Consider the following 16,543-nt stretch of genomic DNA (forward strand, 5'->3'; position numbering starts at 1 on the left):
GCTTTTGATTTTTTGGTGCATACTTAAATGATAGTTGAAAAATCTGTTGAAAAGGAAGGCCAGGCCCTTGTTTATCTTCTCAAGTTTGTGGAAAGCCTCCAGTCACCTTATCCTCGCTCGTAAGGTAAACGCTTCTGCGGAGTGATTTGCAGCGTTTTTTGATGCGTGCTGCTTCCTTGCTTATTTCTTCTATTGTACTGAAGCTGAAGTCCTTGTTTTGGATTACAGCGATGGACAATCCGACGAGCGGGATGTTTTCTAGTACACCCATTCGGCTGATTCCATGGATATAGCCATGTTCAAGTTCTTCAGTCGTGTAGAATTGGTGGGCAAATTGTTCAAAATGATGAATTAAGGTTTGGCAGATATCCTTGTAATCATGATGGGGAAGGATGGCAAGGAAATCGTCTCCTCCGATATGACCGACGAAAGTATCCAGTTTGTTGTGGCTTTCTAGTACTGTTTCTTTCAGAATTGTCGCAGTGTGCTGAATGACTTCATCGCCAAGCTTGAATCCAAATGTATCATTGAATGATTTGAATAGATTGATATCTATATATAGGACCGTGTAATTTTCGGATGCAATCGCCTTCTTGAGTGCATTTTTTATCTCGAAATTGCCTGGCAGTCCTGTTAGTGGGTTAGAATAGCGGGCAATGCTGATTTGCTCTTCAGCCAGTTTCATTAGTAAATTCCGGATGCTGACAATGCCGACCAGGCGGTCTTTTCTAGTGACGATCACATAGTCATACAGATGTTCTTGTGCGCGATCCATCGCTTGTGCACTTGTTTCAGTAATCGGTACTGAATGGTCAACAATGAGCGGATCGGTGATCATCACCAAATCAACAGTCCTTTTCATGAAAAGGTCGAACCCATACTGGATCGATAACTTCTGGTAAAATTTCGTTTTCGTCACTAACCCGATTGGACGGTCTTCTGAACAAACCACGACTCCTTCGATCTCCGGTGTGTTTTTGAATATCATATAGATGTATTCACATTTGGTTGAAGGATTAACCACCATCACTTTCTCTGCAATCTCCCCAATTGTCACTTGCATAACTACACCTTCATTTCATTTATGTATGCAGAAGATAACGCTCCGGCCTGCCTAGGAAGTAGCCCTGGCCAAACTGGATGCCTGCTTGTCTGGCAATGGTCAACTCCTCTGCAGTTTCAATACCCTCAAGTGTGACTGAGACACCCTCATTAATAAAGTATGAAGAAATCCAATTCAGGAACGTTTGTTTCTTGATGGATCGTCCCAAATCCATTGAAAAATATCGATCAAGTTTTACAATGTCAGGTTCAAGCTCTAAAGCAATCCGCAGGGAGGATTGTCCCTTCCCAAGATCATCTAGTGCAAATCTAAAACCAAGGGATCTAAGGCAGTGAATCACATCTGTCAGCTTGCCCAATGACATAACTGATTCTGCTTCATTCAGCTCAAAAATAATGCTTTCCGGTGCTAAAGCTACCTTGTTCATTAATCGATTCAGTTGCCTTAGAAAATCAGGGTCTAAAAGTGTGGATGGAAAGACATTGACAGACAAACGAGGAGGATTTAAGTACCTGGACTGTTGCTCGAATGTATGTATGCTATTGGCGATGGAGTGAAAATCTAAATCAAATAGCTGATTCTGCTGCATGGCAAGTGAAAATAGAACTTCGGGATTCGGGATTTCAGGATGTCTGATCAAGCTTTCATACCCGAAAACATAGTCATCCTGCAAGTTGTAGATTGGCTGAAATGCATGTTGGAAGTTAAATAACTGGAAAGAACGGTCTCTGGAAGAATCTAATATCATCGCTGTCATTATATAATCCCATCCTAAAATATGATTTATAATCCAAATGTACTATTTTACTATTAATAAATTGTAAGATTTTCGTAAATTTTTCTTAAAAAACTAAGAAGATAGTCCTGTTTCAAATTAAAAAAGAAGCGTAAGGACTACGCTTCTTTTTGGAAGGGTGCAGGCTGAATGCTTGTTTCTATTATTTGAAGATAATGGCTTATTAAATTATCGAAAATCCTCTCCCATTTTTGGGTGAGTGCATAGTTTCTGCCTTCGTAGCCCATTTGAACTCTCTTGCTGTCTGATGTAAGGAGGCTAATGATAGCCTCAGCAAAATGATGGATATCATGTGGTGTACATAAGCGTCCTGTCACTCCATCCTCAATGATGCTTCTTACTCCCCCAGAGTTTGCTCCTATGACAGGGGTGCCGCTGGCAAGTGATTCAAGAACGACATTTCCGAATGTTTCTGTAGCAGAAGGGAAGATGAATAGGTCGGATGCTGAGTATACTTCAGCGAGTTGATCGCCTTTTAGGTAGCCGGTGAAGATCATATTAGCAGGTGCTTCTTTTTCAAGTTGTTCCCTCATTGGCCCGTCACCCACGATTAGCCAATGAACCTTATCGGCGATCTGGGGCGGCATGTTTTTAGCAATCTCCAGCAGGAGTCCGGCACTTTTTTCCGGGGCCAGCCTGCCTGCATAGGATAAGATATATTCTTTTCTAAAAGAGTATTTCTTCCGGACAGTGAGCTTGTCATAAAATGGGTGGAACAGCTCACAGTCAACGCCCCTTGGCCAGAGCTCCAGATTCTTCAATCCGTGTTCTGTCAATTGAGCCATTGTATCATGAGACGGAACGAAGATTTTCTGCAGTGGCTGGTGAAACCAGTTCATGTATTTCCATAGCAGGCTGGATAATAAACCTAGGTCATAGAATTGCAGATACTGGTCGAAATCGGTGTGATACGAGCCAGCCAGCGGAATTTTCAGCTTCTTTGCGCAATATACACCCATGATGCCAAGATTGAATGGTGTTGCGACATGGATGAGATCGGGATTGAATTTTTCCAGTTCTCCCTTGATTTTAAAATAGTTAGGGAAAGCGACCCGGCATTCTGGATACAGGAAGAAGGATGCGCTTTTAAATCGATGGATATGGGACGGAACATACTCTCCGCTTGGATTCTCGGGGGCGAACACCTTGACGGAATGTCCCTTTTCTGCCAGATAGTCTGTGAATCTTTTCAATGTACGGGCGACTCCATTAATCTCTGGATAAAAGGTATCAGTGAAAAATGCGATTTTCATGCCAGGCCCCTCCTTTGATAAAAACATACTCAGACTAAGCTTTTCTCACGTTTTCTTCGTACATATGCAATCCTCGGATTCTCAAAGTAGGAACGAGTAACTGAGTATACCGGCTGTTGTGCCAAGCAGGGCACCGACGAGAATATCTGTTGGGTAGTGCAGACCAAGGTATACCCTCGAAAGGGCGACCATGCAGGCCAAGGGAACCAAAGCAGCCGATAAGACTGGCATGAATAATATGAAAGGCAGGACCAATGAAAAGATTGCCGTCGTATGTCCGGAAGGGAATGAATGGTCCTGCAGCGGGTTCGACGGGAAAAAAGCATTCTCCAGGATGATATAGGGCCGTTTCCGCGGGTACCATTTTTTAATGAAATGTACCGGGAGATGGCTTAGCGCTAAAGCAGCTGCACTTGCAAAAGCTGCCTGCCTGATCGGTCCGTTTAAAAACAGGACCAGCAGCAGGATGGATGAAATCGTGAACCTTGCACCGCCTGCATGGGTGATTGTACGGAAAAAGGCATTCAGGAATTTGTTTTGATAATGGCGGTTGATTCCCCGGAAAATCCTTTGATCAGTTTGGTAGAATACTAGTAAAAGTTTCATCGAATCGTCCTTCCCTGGTCAGAATTGGGGGCTTGTGATGCCATTCAGCCATTTTTGATTGGGTAGAGGATCTCCCTATTGAATAATAAGTAATGGAATGCTTGCTGACTTCCCTCAGAGAGTAACAGTTGCGGCCGTCGATAATAATAGGTTTTTTCATCAGCTGTACATACTTTTCAAGTGGCTGGTGCTTAATATGATCCCACTCCGTTGCGATTATCACTAATTCAGCACCTGAAATGGCTGTTTCGATATTAGTCGTGTAATCGATCGCATTTTCAAAAATAATTCGGGCATTTGGGACGGCAACCGGGTCATAGGCGATGACTGAAGCGCCTTCCGAAAGCAGGCCCCTCAGAATCGTGAGTGAGGCTGCTTCACGAATATCATCCGTGTCCGGCTTAAATGCAAGCCCCAATACAGCAACTCTCAAGCCCTCGAGTGAACCGAACAATTCCTTAGCCTTCTGCACAGTAATTGCTTGCTGGCGGCTATTGACCTTGATGACCGCTTCAAGCAGTTCAAACTGATGCTCGACATCGCCAGCAATTTGCACAAGTGCTTTCGTATCCTTTGGGAAGCAGGAGCCGCCGTACCCGATGCCAGCTTGCAGGAATTGAGGGCCAATCCGCCGGTCCTTGCCTATTCCAAAGGCCACTTCTTCAATATTCGCTCCGACTTTATCGCAAATAGCGGCAATTTCATTGATAAAACTGATTTTTGTGGCCAGGAATGCGTTGGATGCGTATTTAATCATTTCAGCACTTCTGATGTCTGTATTGACAATCGGGATTTTAAGAGGAAGAAAAAGCTGTTCAACTGTTCGTACGGCATACTCCGACTCGGTTCCAATGACAATACGGTCGCCATGGAAAAAATCATATATCGCATTGCCTTCACGCAGGAATTCGGGGGTAGATGCCGTGTGTACTTCAATATGGGCGGGTTTGACGCTATGGATGATTTCTTTGATTCGCTCGTTAGTGCCAACTGGCACCGTGCTCTTAGTGCAAATAATAGAATCTTTATCGAGGTTCAGACCAATCGTATAAGCTGCTTCGAAGACATGATCAAGATTTGCTGTTCCATCTGGATTTTCCGGAGTCCCTACTGCAATAAAGATGATGTCTGCATCCTTATAAGCGATTTTCGGATCCGCTGTAAAAAGAAGGCGGCCAGCATCCAGGTTCCTTTTCAGCATAGAAGTGATTCCAGGCTCATAAATTGGTGCATTCCCAGATTGAAGAAGGAGGACTTTGTCTTCACGAATGTCCGAGCAGACGACATCATAACCCATCTCAGCAAGGCATACACCAGTTATCAATCCAACATACCCAGTTCCAGCAACAGCAATCTTCATCCAATCCCTCCTAAAAGTTTCTTTCTCTAATCATAATGGAACAAACTTAAGACATTCTTGAGTTGTTGTTAAATAAATGTAAAGAATTGAGACCGAATTACGATGTCATCTTTTTCAAGTTTGTGATGACATTTTTGTAATATAAGTTTTCTAAGTTGCTTATGTGTAACTATTTCATGTACTTCCATAGTGAATAAGAAAAAAGAAAGATTTTAGAACTTCAGGTTATGGTCAAATTTGTGTGATATGAGCCAACTGCCGGGATGTTCAGTTAAAATAGCAGAATGAAGCTTGGTTGTCCTGCTTTTAAGCGCAGGGATATACTTTATGCCGCCTCTTGACAGAATGCCAGGCATGAATTATATTGTATGTAATTAATTGAATAGTTCTCCTAAAGGGGAGTAGCTTTTACAGCAGAGTCGTCATTTCGGAGGTTTGATATCTCCCGGCTTTGTTGGCAACTTTGACGTTGTTAGCAAGACCTTTACCGTTTTGGTAAAGGTCTTTTTTGTTGTCATAGGACCTTTGCCGTGTCTGGCGAAGGTCCTTTTTATATTTTACAGACCGGAACCAGACGGACAGGAACTTTCACAATCAAACGATTGAAAGGAGCTGGATCAGATGAAAAAGAAAAAAGTGACTTTTGAGGAATTGCTGAAGGCTAACAGGCGTGAGCTATTGGAGGATGAAAAGCAGATGAAGAAAATCGAAGAGCGGATTGAAGCGAGACGTCTGGATCAAAAAACCGGAAACACATCTTATTAATTTTTAAAAGGGGGAAAAGCGTTTGGAACTGACAATGTTATTTGAGTATGGATGGGTATTGCTGCTGTTAGTCGCTCTGGAAGGTTTGCTGGCAGCTGATAATGCATTAGTATTGGCGATCATGGTAAAGCATCTTCCTGAAGAGGAGCGGAAAAAGGCATTATTCTATGGTCTGGCAGGAGCGTTTGTATTCCGTTTTGCTTCATTGTTCATCATTTCTTTCCTGGTCGATGTGTGGCAGGTGCAGGCAATCGGGGCGCTATACTTGTTATTCATCGCGATCAATCATATCGTAAGGAAGCTTTATTTTAAGAAAGTGGAAGAGGATCACGAAGTTGAGGAAAAAAAGAAATCCGGTTTCTGGGCGACTGTTTTTAAGGTCGAGCTGGCGGATATTGCCTTTGCGGTTGACTCAATCCTTGCGGCTGTAGCACTGGCTATGACTCTGCCGAACACCAGCCTGCCGGAAATTGGCGGAATGGATGGCGGCAAGTTCCTGGTCGTCTTTGCCGGAGGATTGATCGGCTTGATCATCATGCGTTTCGCTGCAAATCTGTTTGTGAAACTGCTCCAGTCAAGGCCAGGTCTTGAAATCGCCGCATTTGCGATTGTTGGCTGGGTAGGAGTCAAACTGACTGTATTGACGCTGGGGCATCCTGAAATCGGAGTCCTTTCCTACGATTTCGCCCATTCAGTTGAGTGGAAGCTGTTCTTCTATACTGTCCTTGTTGGCATTGCGGCAGCTGGCTGGTTCTTGACTAAGGAAAAGTCGGAAAAGCAGGTTGTCTAAATATGGCAGGGGATTTTAAAATGTCAATGCAAAGGATATAGATGAGCATCTATTTATTGGTTGAAGGCAGTTTAGCTGAAATGCTCCGAATGCCCTGTTATTTCAATCTTTGTGATACAATCATGAAAAAGATAAATTTGGAGGTCGATCCCTTTTGGGAACCGAGATAGTCGTGTTATTGATCCTGATTGTCCTGAATGCATTTTTTGCGGCATCAGAGATCGCGTTAATATCTTTAAATGATAATAAAATCAAACTGATGGCAGAAAGCGGAGATAAAAAGGCGAAAATGCTGGATAATCTGACGTCAGAACCAAGCCGATTTTTGGCGACCATCCAGATTGGCATCACGCTGGCAGGTTTCCTGGCGAGTGCATTCGCAGCCGAAAGCTTTGCGGGAAGAATGGCTGCATTATTGAACGAATGGGGAGTACCGCTTTCTCAAAGCATGCTTGAATTGGTTTCTGTCATTACAATTACGCTGGTGTTGTCGTATTTTACCCTCGTGTTGGGAGAATTGGTTCCAAAGCGGCTTGCGCTTCAAAAAGCAGAACCGATTGCCATGTTTGCTGCTGCACCTTTGACATTCTTATCCAAGGTATCGTCACCCTTCGTAAAGTTGCTGACACTCTCCACTAATGGGATTGTCAGGCTGTTTGGGGTCGATCCCAATGCAGAAGAAGAGAATGTGACAGAGGAAGAAATCCGGATGATGGTGGATGTCGGAAGGGAAAAAGGAACGATACAGGATTCAGAAAAAATAATGATCAACAATATTTTCGAATTTGATAATAAGACGGTGTCCGACATCATGACTCACCGGACCAATATTGTCGCGCTTTCAGCTGACACCAGCCTAAAGGAGACGGTCAAGATCGTCAACCTGGAAAAATACACAAGGATGCCTGTTTATGAGGGGGACATCGATCATATCATCGGTATCCTTCATACAAAGGATTTAATTCCGTTCATAGAATGTGCGGACCAGGAAGAGTTTGATTTGAGAAGCATGCTCCGTGAACCAAGCTTTGTCCTGGAATCGATGCGGCTTGATCAGTTGTTCAAGGTTATGCAGAAGAGCAATATTCATATGACGATTGCCATTGATGAATATGGCGGGACCGATGGAATAGTGACAATTGAAGACCTGATTGAGGAAATCGTAGGCAATATTTTCGATGAGTATGATGAACCGGAACTTGATATCGCTGAGATCGAACAGGTTGATACCAACCAATATTCAATGGATGGCACCCTCAATCTGTATGAGGTGGAGGAAGTTTTAAAGGTAGAACTTCCTAGTGAAGACTATGATACCTTAAGCGGATTTGTACTCGGCCAGCTTGGATATATTCCGGGACATGATGAACGGCCAGAGGTGGAATATAAGGATATTGTGTTTTCTGTTGCCGAAATGGATGACAGAAGGATTGCCCGGGTTAATGTACGTATAAAAGATTCTGCCGGAATATTAGAATAGTAGTGGATCTGCTGCCTGATTTGGCCGGTGTCCTAGATATTTGAACAGCAAGCACAGGGGATTTTGTCTCCTGTGCTTTTTCTGTTTACGTTGCTTTAGTAGAATGAAAAAGGATTTCTCTTAATTCAGCCAGGCATATACAGTTCGCGGAATTCCGGTGTGAATTCGCGGAATTCATGTAGATTTTCGCGGAATTGACAGTTGGTTTCGCGGAATTAGTAACTAAACTCGCGGAATAACCAGGAAACCACTCAATGTGAAAAGGAGAATGACGGGTTTTTGTTGAATTCTTTTCCTAATTAATGCGGAAGAAGGTTCTTTTTTACATGAATGGAGGAATTCCCGTGATTTTTGATGCAACAAACAGGACAATTACGACTAATCGACTTTTGCTAAGGTTATTTCATGAGTCGGATGCACCCGCTGTCGCCAGGCTTTGCAATAATTATAATCTTTATAAAAGCACGCTGAACCTGCCTTATCCCTACTCGATCGAGGATGCTTTGGGGTGGATGGCAACACATCAGGAGCATTTTGATGCCGATCGATTATATGAGTTTGCTGTAACAGACAGGGAAAGCGGCGAGTTATATGGAGCAGTGGCCTTGTCTAATATCCAGAAGTACAGTAATGGTGAAATCGCCTACTGGATCGGAGAAGAATACTGGGGGAAAGGATATGCGACGGAGGCAGCCAGGGCCATGGTCGATTTTGCGTTTGAGGTAAAGGGCTATCACAAGGTGTATGCTCGCTATTTTCAGTCGAACCCGGCTTCCGGAAAAGTCATGCAAAAGTTGGGCATGAAGCAAGAGGGGATTTTACTTCAACAGGTGAAGAAAGAGGATCAATTTGAAGACCTTGTCTGTTACGGAATCATCAAATGAATTTTTTGAAGGGAGTGAGACGGGGATGAATGAAAAATTGCAAATCTTTGTGATCATTGGTGCTTTATGTATTTTGGCAGGAGGGATTTTGACTTTTTATAGCGCTTCATTTGGCATATCAATGGCTGACTCCTGGCTGGCTGACCGTGGCGGGGCCGATACCGATTATTATCACATCATTGTGGAAAGTTATATCAATTCCTTCTTGGTTGGAGGAGGAGTCATCCTGGGATTTGGTATTGTGTTGACTGCCTTAATAACGTACAAACTGATGAAACGAAAGGAAAGCTGAAGCATGGATTATTCTGTGCTTCTTTTTTGTGTTTCAGCCTTCCGGTTTAGGGTCTTGCCCTTTAGTATGGTAAAATGTCCTGCAAAGAGTTTTAAAGGAGGTACAAAGAAATGAGAAAGCTGCCTATCAATGAAAATGGATGGAATGCTTCACAGCTTGTTTTTGGCTGCATGGGTCTTGGCGGAGGCTGGGATCGCAGTCCGATCGAGCCGGGGCATGTGAAACAGGCACATGAAGCAGTGGAAGCTGCGTTAGAGTCAGGAATCAATATGTTTGACCATGCAGATATTTATACGTTGGGTAAAGCAGAGAAGGTTTTTGGACAGGTTTTAAAAGAAAAGCCCGGTCTTCGCGAGGAAATCATCATCCAGTCGAAATGCGGCATTCGTTTTGGTGACCAGGAATCAGGTCTGCCCGGCAGGTACGATTTTTCAAAATCCTACATACTTGACAGCGTGGATGGCATCCTTTCAAGGCTTGGCATCGACTACCTGGACATCCTGTTGCTGCACCGTCCTGATCCTTTGATGGAGCCGGCCGAGGTAGGGGAAGCCTTTCATCAGCTAAAAGCTTCAGGCAAGGTGCGTTCATTCGGTGTTTCCAATATGAGCGCTGGCCAAATCCGTTTGCTGCAGCGGCATACCGATGAAAAAATCATCGTCAACCAGCTGGAAATGAGCCTGCATAAAATAGGCTGGCTTGATACCGGCGTCCATGTGAACCAGGAGGCTGCGCGCCAGAACACCTTCCCAGACGGGACCCTCGAGTTCCTGCAAATGGAGGGGATTCAGATCCAATCATGGGGTTCTCTTGCGAAGGGCCTCTATACAGGCAAAAATATTAAAAATGAAAGCGAAAGTGTCAAGCAGACCGCGGCGATTGTTCAAAAGCTAGCGGAAGAGAAGCAAACGACGCCAGAAGCAATCGTGCTCGCCTGGCTGATGAGACACCCTGCCGCCATCCAGCCTGTCATCGGCACCGTGAATCCAGCGCGGATCAAAGCATGCGGAGACGCAGTCAACATCAACCTCAGCCGCGATGAATGGTATTCATTGTATGTGAGCTCACGCGGCGTGAAATTGCCATAATCAATAGACTAACAGGGACGGGCATTATGCTGTCCCTGTTTTTGTTGGGGAAAGACACCCTTATGAGAGAGAAAAGAGCAAACATAAGGGTACCTTTAGTCAAGAGAGACACCCTTATGGGAGAGAGAAGAGCAGCATAAGGGTACCTTTAGTCAAGAAAGACACCCTTATGAGAGAGAGAAGAGCAGTATAAGGGTATCTTTAGTCAAGAAAGACCCCCTTATGAAAGAGAAAAGAGCAACATAAGGGTATCTTTAGTCAAGAAAGACACCCTTATGAAAGAGAGAAAAGCAGCATAAGGGTACCTTTAGTCAAGAAAGATACCCTTATGAGAGAGAAAAGAGCAGCATAAGGGTACCTTTAGTCAAGAAAGACACCCTTATGAGAGAGAAAAGAGCAACATAAGGGTACCTTTAGTCAAGAGAGACACCCTTATGAGAGAGAAAAGAGCAACATAAGGGTACCTTTAGCCAAGAGAGACACCCTTATGAGAGAGAAAAGAGCGACATAAGGGTACCTTTAGTCAAGAGAGACACCCTTATGAGAGGGAAAAGAGCAACATAAGGGTACTTTTAGGCAAGAAAGACACCCTTATGAAAGAGAGAAAAGCAGCATAAGGGTACCTTTAGCCAAGAAAGACACCCTAATGGGAAAGAAAAGAGCAGCATAAGGGTACCTTTAGCCAAGAGAGACACCCTTATGAGAGGGGTAAATTAAACATAAGGGTACCTTTATTCAAAAAAAAGCACAGGGAAGTATAACTGTGCTCCGTTTATGTCCTAAAAACGGAAGAGGTTCTGACTGACAAGTGATTCCTTAGTCTCGATGCATCATATTATGCTTTATTGATAACTATTACTTATCATTAATCATTGAAAACAATGAATATTCTTATTACGAAAACAGAAATATAATAAAGTTAGGAGGTGTAAAATTATGGATTATATCATTCTCTTTTTTATTGGCATTTTAGCGACTACGATTGGAACTCTGGCGGGTGGAGGAGGCCTGATCAGTTTGCCTTCTATGCTTGTTTTGGGAATCCCGGTGCATTCGGCGATTGCTGCGAATAAGGTTTCGAATACGATCAGCTCCTTCTCAAGCTTCTTCCATCTATACAGGGAAAAGAAAATCACTTTCAAGGAGTCCTTCTGGCTCATTCCAGTCAGCCTTGGCGGCGGTGTCACCGGCGGATTCATTGCATCGAAAATCTCAAGTGAAGATATGTATGTCGTGGCAATTGGCTTGCTGATTTTTGCCTTCTTTGCCTCTTTTTTGGGAAAAGGGGACATGTCAGGGGATCAGCCACTGAAGCCTTCAGGAAAAAGCATCGCGGGGTTATATGCGATTGGGATTTATGATGGGCTTTTTGGACCGGGACAGGGAACGCTGATGCTGTATTTGTTTGGCTATTTGAACATCGCCTATATCCGGGCAGTCGGATATGTCCGGCTTGCTACGTTTTCAAGCTGCCTGGGTGCAGCCATTACCTATATTTCAACAGGAGCGGTGATCTGGCCAGTGACCATCGCCTTGATGCTAGGTTCAGTGTCAGGAGCGCAGATTGGTGTCAGGATTGCCAGCAAGCTCAACCCCCGCTATGTAAAACCAATACTGCGGGTGATGACAGTGGCGCTGGTCGTTCAAATCTTTTTGGAAAAAGTGGTGTGAGAACTCTGGATTTCTGGTAAAATTTAACTGAATATTTATAGCCTGCCTGGAGGAATTGATATGATAAAAGCACAGCTGGGGTGGGTCATTTTGGTTTTTTCCTTTATGGCGATCACCATTATTGACCAGACAATATATAAAGGCGTCTGGCCGTCCACTTTGCCAATCGGCCTTTTGGTGGCACATGCTCTCTATTTTAGAAAAGACACGAAGCAAAAAAGAAGGCTGCCATACTGGTTATTTATTCTGCTATTCTTTTCAATCCTTTATTTTTCACTCCCGAAATTCACCTACCAACAGGCAAAGGAAATCGTCCTGAAGAAATATGAAATTATAGATGAAAAGATACCGATCGTCCCCGTTAAAGGAACCGGATATCATCCATTCGCCCTCACACATTTTTATTCTTTCAAGGTTAAATCTAAGGATACGGACTTAAGAGTCATGGTAAACCCGGACAAGGGGAAAGTGATTATTTTGAATTAGAGTTGTGGCGAAGTATTATCTGCAACCTTTTCTGTTTAAATCAGCTCCCAGACTTTTAGAGATGTGAATGACAAAAGCATCCTCCTTCTGCATCTATGTTAAGATATAAATATGGTATTTTAAACCATTTATGGATGAGGGGGAAAGTCATGTCTTCTGAAATATTATCGATTACCGGTTTGACTAAATCATATGGAAGCAAAGAAGTGCTTAAAGGCATAGATTTGAAGGTTGATAGAGGGGAAATCATTGGATACATTGGGCCGAATGGTGCTGGAAAAAGTACGACGGTGAAGCTGATGCTTGGGCTTGAGGAAGGGTATTCGGGCAAAATCGAGATTTTTGGGGAGGATATCGCCGGGCAGGATGCTGGCTACAAACGGAGAATCGGCTATATTCCTGAGACCTCAGAAATGTATGATTCGCTTACGGCCCAGGAATATTTGACGTTTGTTGCCGAGCTGTATGGGATGGATTATGAAGATGCGGACTGGAAAGCGGAGCAGCTGTTTGATGTGTTCGGACTGGGTGATGTCTACCATTCGAGGATCTCTTCTTTTTCGAAAGGGATGCGGCAGAAGACGCTGATTGTATCGAGTTTTTTACATAATCCTGACTTGCTGTTCCTGGATGAGCCTTTGACAGGGCTGGATGCGAACAGTGTGATGGTGTTCAAGGAGATTCTTGCCCGGTTTGCTGCTGAAGGAAAGACAATCTTCTATTCGTCTCATATCATGGATGTCGTCGAGAAGATCAGCAACAGGATTGTCCTGCTCCACGGGGGGCATATCGTCGCGAATGGCAGTTTTGAAGAGTTGAAGACTCAGAGCAAAGAGGGGTCGCTTGAGAATATTTTCAACCAGATGACCGGGTTCCATGAGCATGAGGAGCGCGCCTCTGAATTTGTATCCATTGTCAGGGAGGGGTGACGATGGAGAACTTTTTCATTTTAAGGATGCTGGATTTGTTCAGGCCTTTCTTTTTAAAAATGGACGTTGACTACAAGACGATGCGGCGGATTCTCCAGGTCAAGCTGACGATGGACCAGCGCAGGAAGCCGACGGTGTTTAACCAGTCCAGGAAGAAGAAGGATAGGCCAGAGAAGAACGAATTCTTCAAATCGCTGTGGATCTATGGCTTGTTTGGGCTGATGCTGATCCCGTTTTTATTTTTACAAGATAATTATCTGTTTCAAGCGTCCATCTTGTTCAGCATTTTCATGTTCATTATTATGACGACACTGATTTCAGATTTTTCATCGGTCCTGCTGGATCTGCGGGATAAAAGTGTGCTCGGCACGAAACCGGTGCACTCGAAGACGGTGAGCATGGCAAAACTGCTGCATGTGAGTATTTACATGCTGTATATTACCATGGCAACCGCGCTGATTCCTTTGGTTGTGAGCCTGTTCGTCAAGGGGCCGATGTTCACCTTGCTGCTGGTCGTTTCATTTGTGCTGGCGGACATCTTCATCATTGCGTTTACGGCTTTGCTGTACTTGTTCATTTTGCAATATTTTGACGGGGAAAAGCTTAAGGATATCATCAATTACGTCCAAATTGCCCTGTCGGTTGGCGTCATGATTGGCTATCAGGTTGTGGCGCGTTCATTTGAACTGGTGAACCTCGATTATCAGCTTAATTTTGCCTGGTGGCAGCTGCTGCTTCCGCCGATGTGGTTCGGCGGCCTATTCGAAGTATTGCTTGGGGCCAGCAGGAGTTTCGGGAACGTTGTGCTGATGATTTTTGCAGTGCTTGGCCCCGTTGTGTCCATCTCTGTGTATGTGAAAATGATTCCGGACTTCGAACGCAATTTGCAAAAACTTACGGCCCAGACTGGAAAGAAAAAGGCAGACAGCAAATGGAAGCTGTTCCGTTCCATGCCGATGCTGGTCTCCAAAGAGGAACTGCCATTTTTCCGGTTCGCCAGAATCATGATGAAAAATGAGCGCGATTTCAAGCTGAAGGTCTATCCTTCGCTCGGGTTTGCAGTGGTGATTCCGTTCGTGTTCATGTTCAACAGCTATTCGATGATGACTTTCGAGGAATTCAGGGAGAGCGGCTATTATTTGACCATCTATTCCGTCATGCTTGTCATCCCGACTTCCGTCATGATGCTCGCGCATTCTGGCTCCTATAAAGGAGGCTGGATCTATCAGGTCGCTCCTGTGGAAAATCCTGCGAATGTTAATAAAGCAGCATTAAAAGCATTTTTGTTCCAGCTGTTCCTGCCCTTGTTCCTGTTCGTGTCGGTCATATTCAGTTTCCTGTTCGGGCTGAGGATTGCAGACGACCTATTTGCGGTACTATTGGCTGCCTTGATCTATACAGTGCTATGCTTTTTCACAAGCGAAAAGGAACTAGCCTTTTCCCAGCCGTTTGACGCCGTAAAACAGAGCGGAGATATTGGGATATTCCTCCTGTTCCTCATCATCCCGGTATTTACAGGATTGCACTATTTAGCAATGAAGCTGCCTTTTGGGGTTGTTGGGTATGCGGTATTGCTGCTGATTGCCAATTTGGTGTTGTGGAAGAGATTGAGGTAATGCTTGTTTAAGCAAGGGAAAATTCCCGTGGGTGGGGTAACAATGAAGTATTTCATTAAATGACAAATTGGGTAATCGGTACGGTCAATATTTTGACTGGTGTAACATTCATAGTTGAAATTATAGCTGACACATTCCTGATTTCTCATTTAACGAAAAGATGGCTGAGCGGAAGAAAAGCAAAACTGTGGACAGTTTTCCTTTGGGTACCGTATTTTGTTCTTTTTATTTATCTATTCGCCTTTTTATTTCCGTTAACTTATGGCGGAGATGCCCCCAACCCCGTTACTGGTCTTATGGTGATAACAGGCTTGACCGCTTACCCGTTCTATATATTGATTCTGAATGTGTATGATTACTGATAGTTCAAACTGGCAATAAAGCACAGGGACGTATCCTGTGCTTTATTTTTATACATATAGAGCACCTGATATACTGTGCGCAAACTTGAGATGCTGGAACCGTCCCTATGTCGCATGCTACACCCATATTTTCTACTCCTGTGCTCAAAAAATCATCCCGCGCATATATTTATAGTTAACCGACTTTTAAAATACAGCGAGGTGATGACATCATGTTTTCCGTTACGGGGATGCAGGGGTTTGAGTTGTTTTCTGCTGAGCATCTGGTTACTCTGGGACTGTTCTTTGCTGTCTGTCTTGGACTGGTGCTGTTCAGAAGGCAGATCAGGCCGCATAAAAATGTTTTGAAATGGACCATTTTCTGGACGCTGGTGGCATGCCAGTTAACACATCAATCCTGGCTGATCCTGACTGGCCAGTGGGAAATCAGTGATCTTCCTCTGCAACTGTGTTCGATGAGTTCCTTCTTGGCGATGTATATCTTTTTGAGGAAGAATGTAAAAGCATTTTATGTGCTCTATTTTATCGGCTCCCTGCCAGCGATTCTGGCGATGGTGACGCCTGAAATGGTTTATACATTTCCTCATATTGATTTTATCGAGTATTTCCTCAATCACTCGGCCATCCCGATTGCCGTATTGTATTTCATCGTATATGAAGGCTACAGAGTCCCCCGCAAAGCCATTCTATTCTCTTATCTTGTTGTGAATATCGTTGCCGTTCCCATCTTCACTTTCAACTTCCTGTTTGACACGAATTTCTTCTACCTGGCGAGTCCAACTGAATCGAAAACGATCCTTTCCTTTTTCGGAAGCGGTATTATGTACTACCTGAATCTAGAAGTGGCCGCGCTGATTGTGTTCAGCTTCTCGTATATCCCGATGTGGCAGCTGATCAAAAGGGAGAATCGCAAGCAATTGGTTGGCATGTTCCATAAGTAGAGTCAGCAGCAGTGGAGAATGCAGTTCTCGTTAACATCTGAAAAAGTTAAAGAATTGTGCCAAGTGAGACGGATCATACAAGATCTGTCTTTTTTTATGAAGACAATGTTCAAGTTATCCTTCTTAATAAAAGTTTTTAGAATGGAAGGGAAACAGCACTT

Annotated in this window: 17 protein-coding genes; 12 read left to right on the forward strand and 5 right to left on the reverse strand. The window is 43.9% G+C overall.

Going from position 1 to position 16,543, the window contains the following annotated elements:
- Positions 1-79: 79 nt before the first annotated feature.
- From M3593_RS17775 to M3593_RS17795, 5 genes are all read right to left on the reverse strand, one after another.
- The gene (locus M3593_RS17775) at positions 80-1,063 is read right to left on the reverse strand and encodes a diguanylate cyclase domain-containing protein (protein ID WP_144475372.1); all 984 of its coding nucleotides are present in this window, start codon (positions 1,061-1,063) and stop codon (positions 80-82) included.
- 19 nt (positions 1,064-1,082) lie between these two features.
- Positions 1,083-1,820, reverse strand: coding sequence for an EAL domain-containing protein (locus M3593_RS17780; RefSeq protein ID WP_144475371.1), 738 nt, complete (start codon positions 1,818-1,820; stop codon positions 1,083-1,085).
- 137 nt (positions 1,821-1,957) lie between these two features.
- A complete protein-coding gene (locus tag M3593_RS17785; protein ID WP_251543379.1) occupies positions 1,958-3,112 on the reverse strand; it encodes a glycosyltransferase family 4 protein in 1,155 nt (384 codons plus the stop codon).
- Between the two features lie 81 nt (positions 3,113-3,193).
- Positions 3,194-3,718 (reverse strand): phosphatase PAP2 family protein, encoded by a 525-nt coding sequence (locus tag M3593_RS17790; RefSeq protein WP_144475369.1) that lies wholly within the window; start codon positions 3,716-3,718, stop codon positions 3,194-3,196.
- On the reverse strand, positions 3,687-5,078 hold the full coding sequence (locus tag M3593_RS17795) for a UDP-glucose dehydrogenase family protein (protein WP_251543377.1): 1,392 nt from the start codon (positions 5,076-5,078) through the stop codon (positions 3,687-3,689). Before M3593_RS17795 ends, M3593_RS17790 begins: the two co-directional genes overlap by 32 nt.
- A 621-nt stretch (positions 5,079-5,699) precedes the next feature.
- On the opposite strand from M3593_RS17795, the gene M3593_RS17800 reads away from it, so the two are divergent.
- From M3593_RS17800 to M3593_RS17855, 12 genes are all read left to right on the forward strand, one after another.
- Positions 5,700-5,843, forward strand: coding sequence for an FbpB family small basic protein (locus M3593_RS17800; protein ID WP_251543374.1), 144 nt, complete (start codon positions 5,700-5,702; stop codon positions 5,841-5,843).
- A gap of 34 nt (positions 5,844-5,877) precedes the next feature.
- Positions 5,878-6,633 carry a TerC family protein gene (locus M3593_RS17805; protein WP_483308928.1) on the forward strand — a complete coding sequence of 252 codons (756 nt, stop codon included), beginning with the start codon at positions 5,878-5,880 and terminating at the stop codon, positions 6,631-6,633.
- 154 nt (positions 6,634-6,787) lie between these two features.
- The gene (locus M3593_RS17810) at positions 6,788-8,113 is read left to right on the forward strand and encodes a hemolysin family protein (protein ID WP_251543371.1); all 1,326 of its coding nucleotides are present in this window, start codon (positions 6,788-6,790) and stop codon (positions 8,111-8,113) included.
- 344 nt (positions 8,114-8,457) lie between these two features.
- Complete coding sequence (locus tag M3593_RS17815; RefSeq protein WP_251543369.1) at positions 8,458-8,997, forward strand: GNAT family N-acetyltransferase; 540 nt, start codon at positions 8,458-8,460, stop codon at positions 8,995-8,997.
- 25 nt (positions 8,998-9,022) lie between these two features.
- Positions 9,023-9,289, forward strand: a complete 267-nt coding sequence (locus M3593_RS17820) for a hypothetical protein (protein ID WP_251543367.1) — start codon at positions 9,023-9,025, stop codon at positions 9,287-9,289.
- Between the two features lie 110 nt (positions 9,290-9,399).
- Positions 9,400-10,377 carry an aldo/keto reductase gene (locus tag M3593_RS17825; RefSeq protein WP_251543365.1) on the forward strand — a complete coding sequence of 326 codons (978 nt, stop codon included), beginning with the start codon at positions 9,400-9,402 and terminating at the stop codon, positions 10,375-10,377.
- 936 nt (positions 10,378-11,313) lie between these two features.
- Positions 11,314-12,048, forward strand: coding sequence for a sulfite exporter TauE/SafE family protein (locus M3593_RS17830; protein ID WP_251543363.1), 735 nt, complete (start codon positions 11,314-11,316; stop codon positions 12,046-12,048).
- A 60-nt stretch (positions 12,049-12,108) separates the two neighbouring features.
- Complete coding sequence (locus tag M3593_RS17835; protein WP_251543362.1) at positions 12,109-12,534, forward strand: PepSY domain-containing protein; 426 nt, start codon at positions 12,109-12,111, stop codon at positions 12,532-12,534.
- Positions 12,535-12,683: 149 nt separating this feature from the next.
- Positions 12,684-13,463: an ABC transporter ATP-binding protein gene (locus M3593_RS17840; protein WP_251543360.1), complete on the forward strand. Its 780-nt coding sequence runs from the start codon at positions 12,684-12,686 to the stop codon at positions 13,461-13,463.
- Between the two features lie 2 nt (positions 13,464-13,465).
- Positions 13,466-15,079 (forward strand): hypothetical protein, encoded by a 1,614-nt coding sequence (locus M3593_RS17845; protein ID WP_251543358.1) that lies wholly within the window; start codon positions 13,466-13,468, stop codon positions 15,077-15,079.
- 59 nt (positions 15,080-15,138) lie between these two features.
- Complete coding sequence (locus M3593_RS17850) at positions 15,139-15,441, forward strand: hypothetical protein (protein WP_251543356.1); 303 nt, start codon at positions 15,139-15,141, stop codon at positions 15,439-15,441.
- A gap of 212 nt (positions 15,442-15,653) precedes the next feature.
- Positions 15,654-16,382: a YwaF family protein gene (locus M3593_RS17855; RefSeq protein ID WP_144475353.1), complete on the forward strand. Its 729-nt coding sequence runs from the start codon at positions 15,654-15,656 to the stop codon at positions 16,380-16,382.
- Positions 16,383-16,543: the final 161 nt, after the last annotated feature.

Origin of the sequence: Mesobacillus sp. MER 48, assembly GCF_023714225.1 — a bacterium.
Classification (GTDB): domain Bacteria; phylum Bacillota; class Bacilli; order Bacillales; family Cytobacillaceae; genus Mesobacillus; species Mesobacillus oceanisediminis_A.

Bases quoted from the DNA above. Each gene is read 5' to 3' on its own strand.
- M3593_RS17775 (WP_144475372.1), bottom strand. From the start codon at position 1,063: ATGCAAGTGACAATTGGGGAGATTGCAGAGAAAGTGATGGTGGTTAAT.
- M3593_RS17780 (WP_144475371.1), bottom strand. From the start codon at position 1,820: ATGACAGCGATGATATTAGATTCTTCCAGAGACCGTTCTTTCCAGTTA.
- M3593_RS17785 (WP_251543379.1), bottom strand. From the start codon at position 3,112: ATGAAAATCGCATTTTTCACTGATACCTTTTATCCAGAGATTAATGGA.
- M3593_RS17790 (WP_144475369.1), bottom strand. From the start codon at position 3,718: ATGAAACTTTTACTAGTATTCTACCAAACTGATCAAAGGATTTTCCGG.
- M3593_RS17795 (WP_251543377.1), bottom strand. From the start codon at position 5,078: ATGAAGATTGCTGTTGCTGGAACTGGGTATGTTGGATTGATAACTGGT.
- M3593_RS17800 (WP_251543374.1), top strand. From the start codon at position 5,700: ATGAAAAAGAAAAAAGTGACTTTTGAGGAATTGCTGAAGGCTAACAGG.
- M3593_RS17805 (WP_483308928.1), top strand. From the start codon at position 5,878: ATGTTATTTGAGTATGGATGGGTATTGCTGCTGTTAGTCGCTCTGGAA.
- M3593_RS17820 (WP_251543367.1), top strand. From the start codon at position 9,023: ATGAATGAAAAATTGCAAATCTTTGTGATCATTGGTGCTTTATGTATT.
- M3593_RS17825 (WP_251543365.1), top strand. From the start codon at position 9,400: ATGAGAAAGCTGCCTATCAATGAAAATGGATGGAATGCTTCACAGCTT.
- M3593_RS17830 (WP_251543363.1), top strand. From the start codon at position 11,314: ATGGATTATATCATTCTCTTTTTTATTGGCATTTTAGCGACTACGATT.
- M3593_RS17835 (WP_251543362.1), top strand. From the start codon at position 12,109: ATGATAAAAGCACAGCTGGGGTGGGTCATTTTGGTTTTTTCCTTTATG.
- M3593_RS17840 (WP_251543360.1), top strand. From the start codon at position 12,684: ATGTCTTCTGAAATATTATCGATTACCGGTTTGACTAAATCATATGGA.
- M3593_RS17845 (WP_251543358.1), top strand. From the start codon at position 13,466: ATGGAGAACTTTTTCATTTTAAGGATGCTGGATTTGTTCAGGCCTTTC.
- M3593_RS17850 (WP_251543356.1), top strand. From the start codon at position 15,139: ATGACAAATTGGGTAATCGGTACGGTCAATATTTTGACTGGTGTAACA.
- M3593_RS17855 (WP_144475353.1), top strand. From the start codon at position 15,654: ATGTTTTCCGTTACGGGGATGCAGGGGTTTGAGTTGTTTTCTGCTGAG.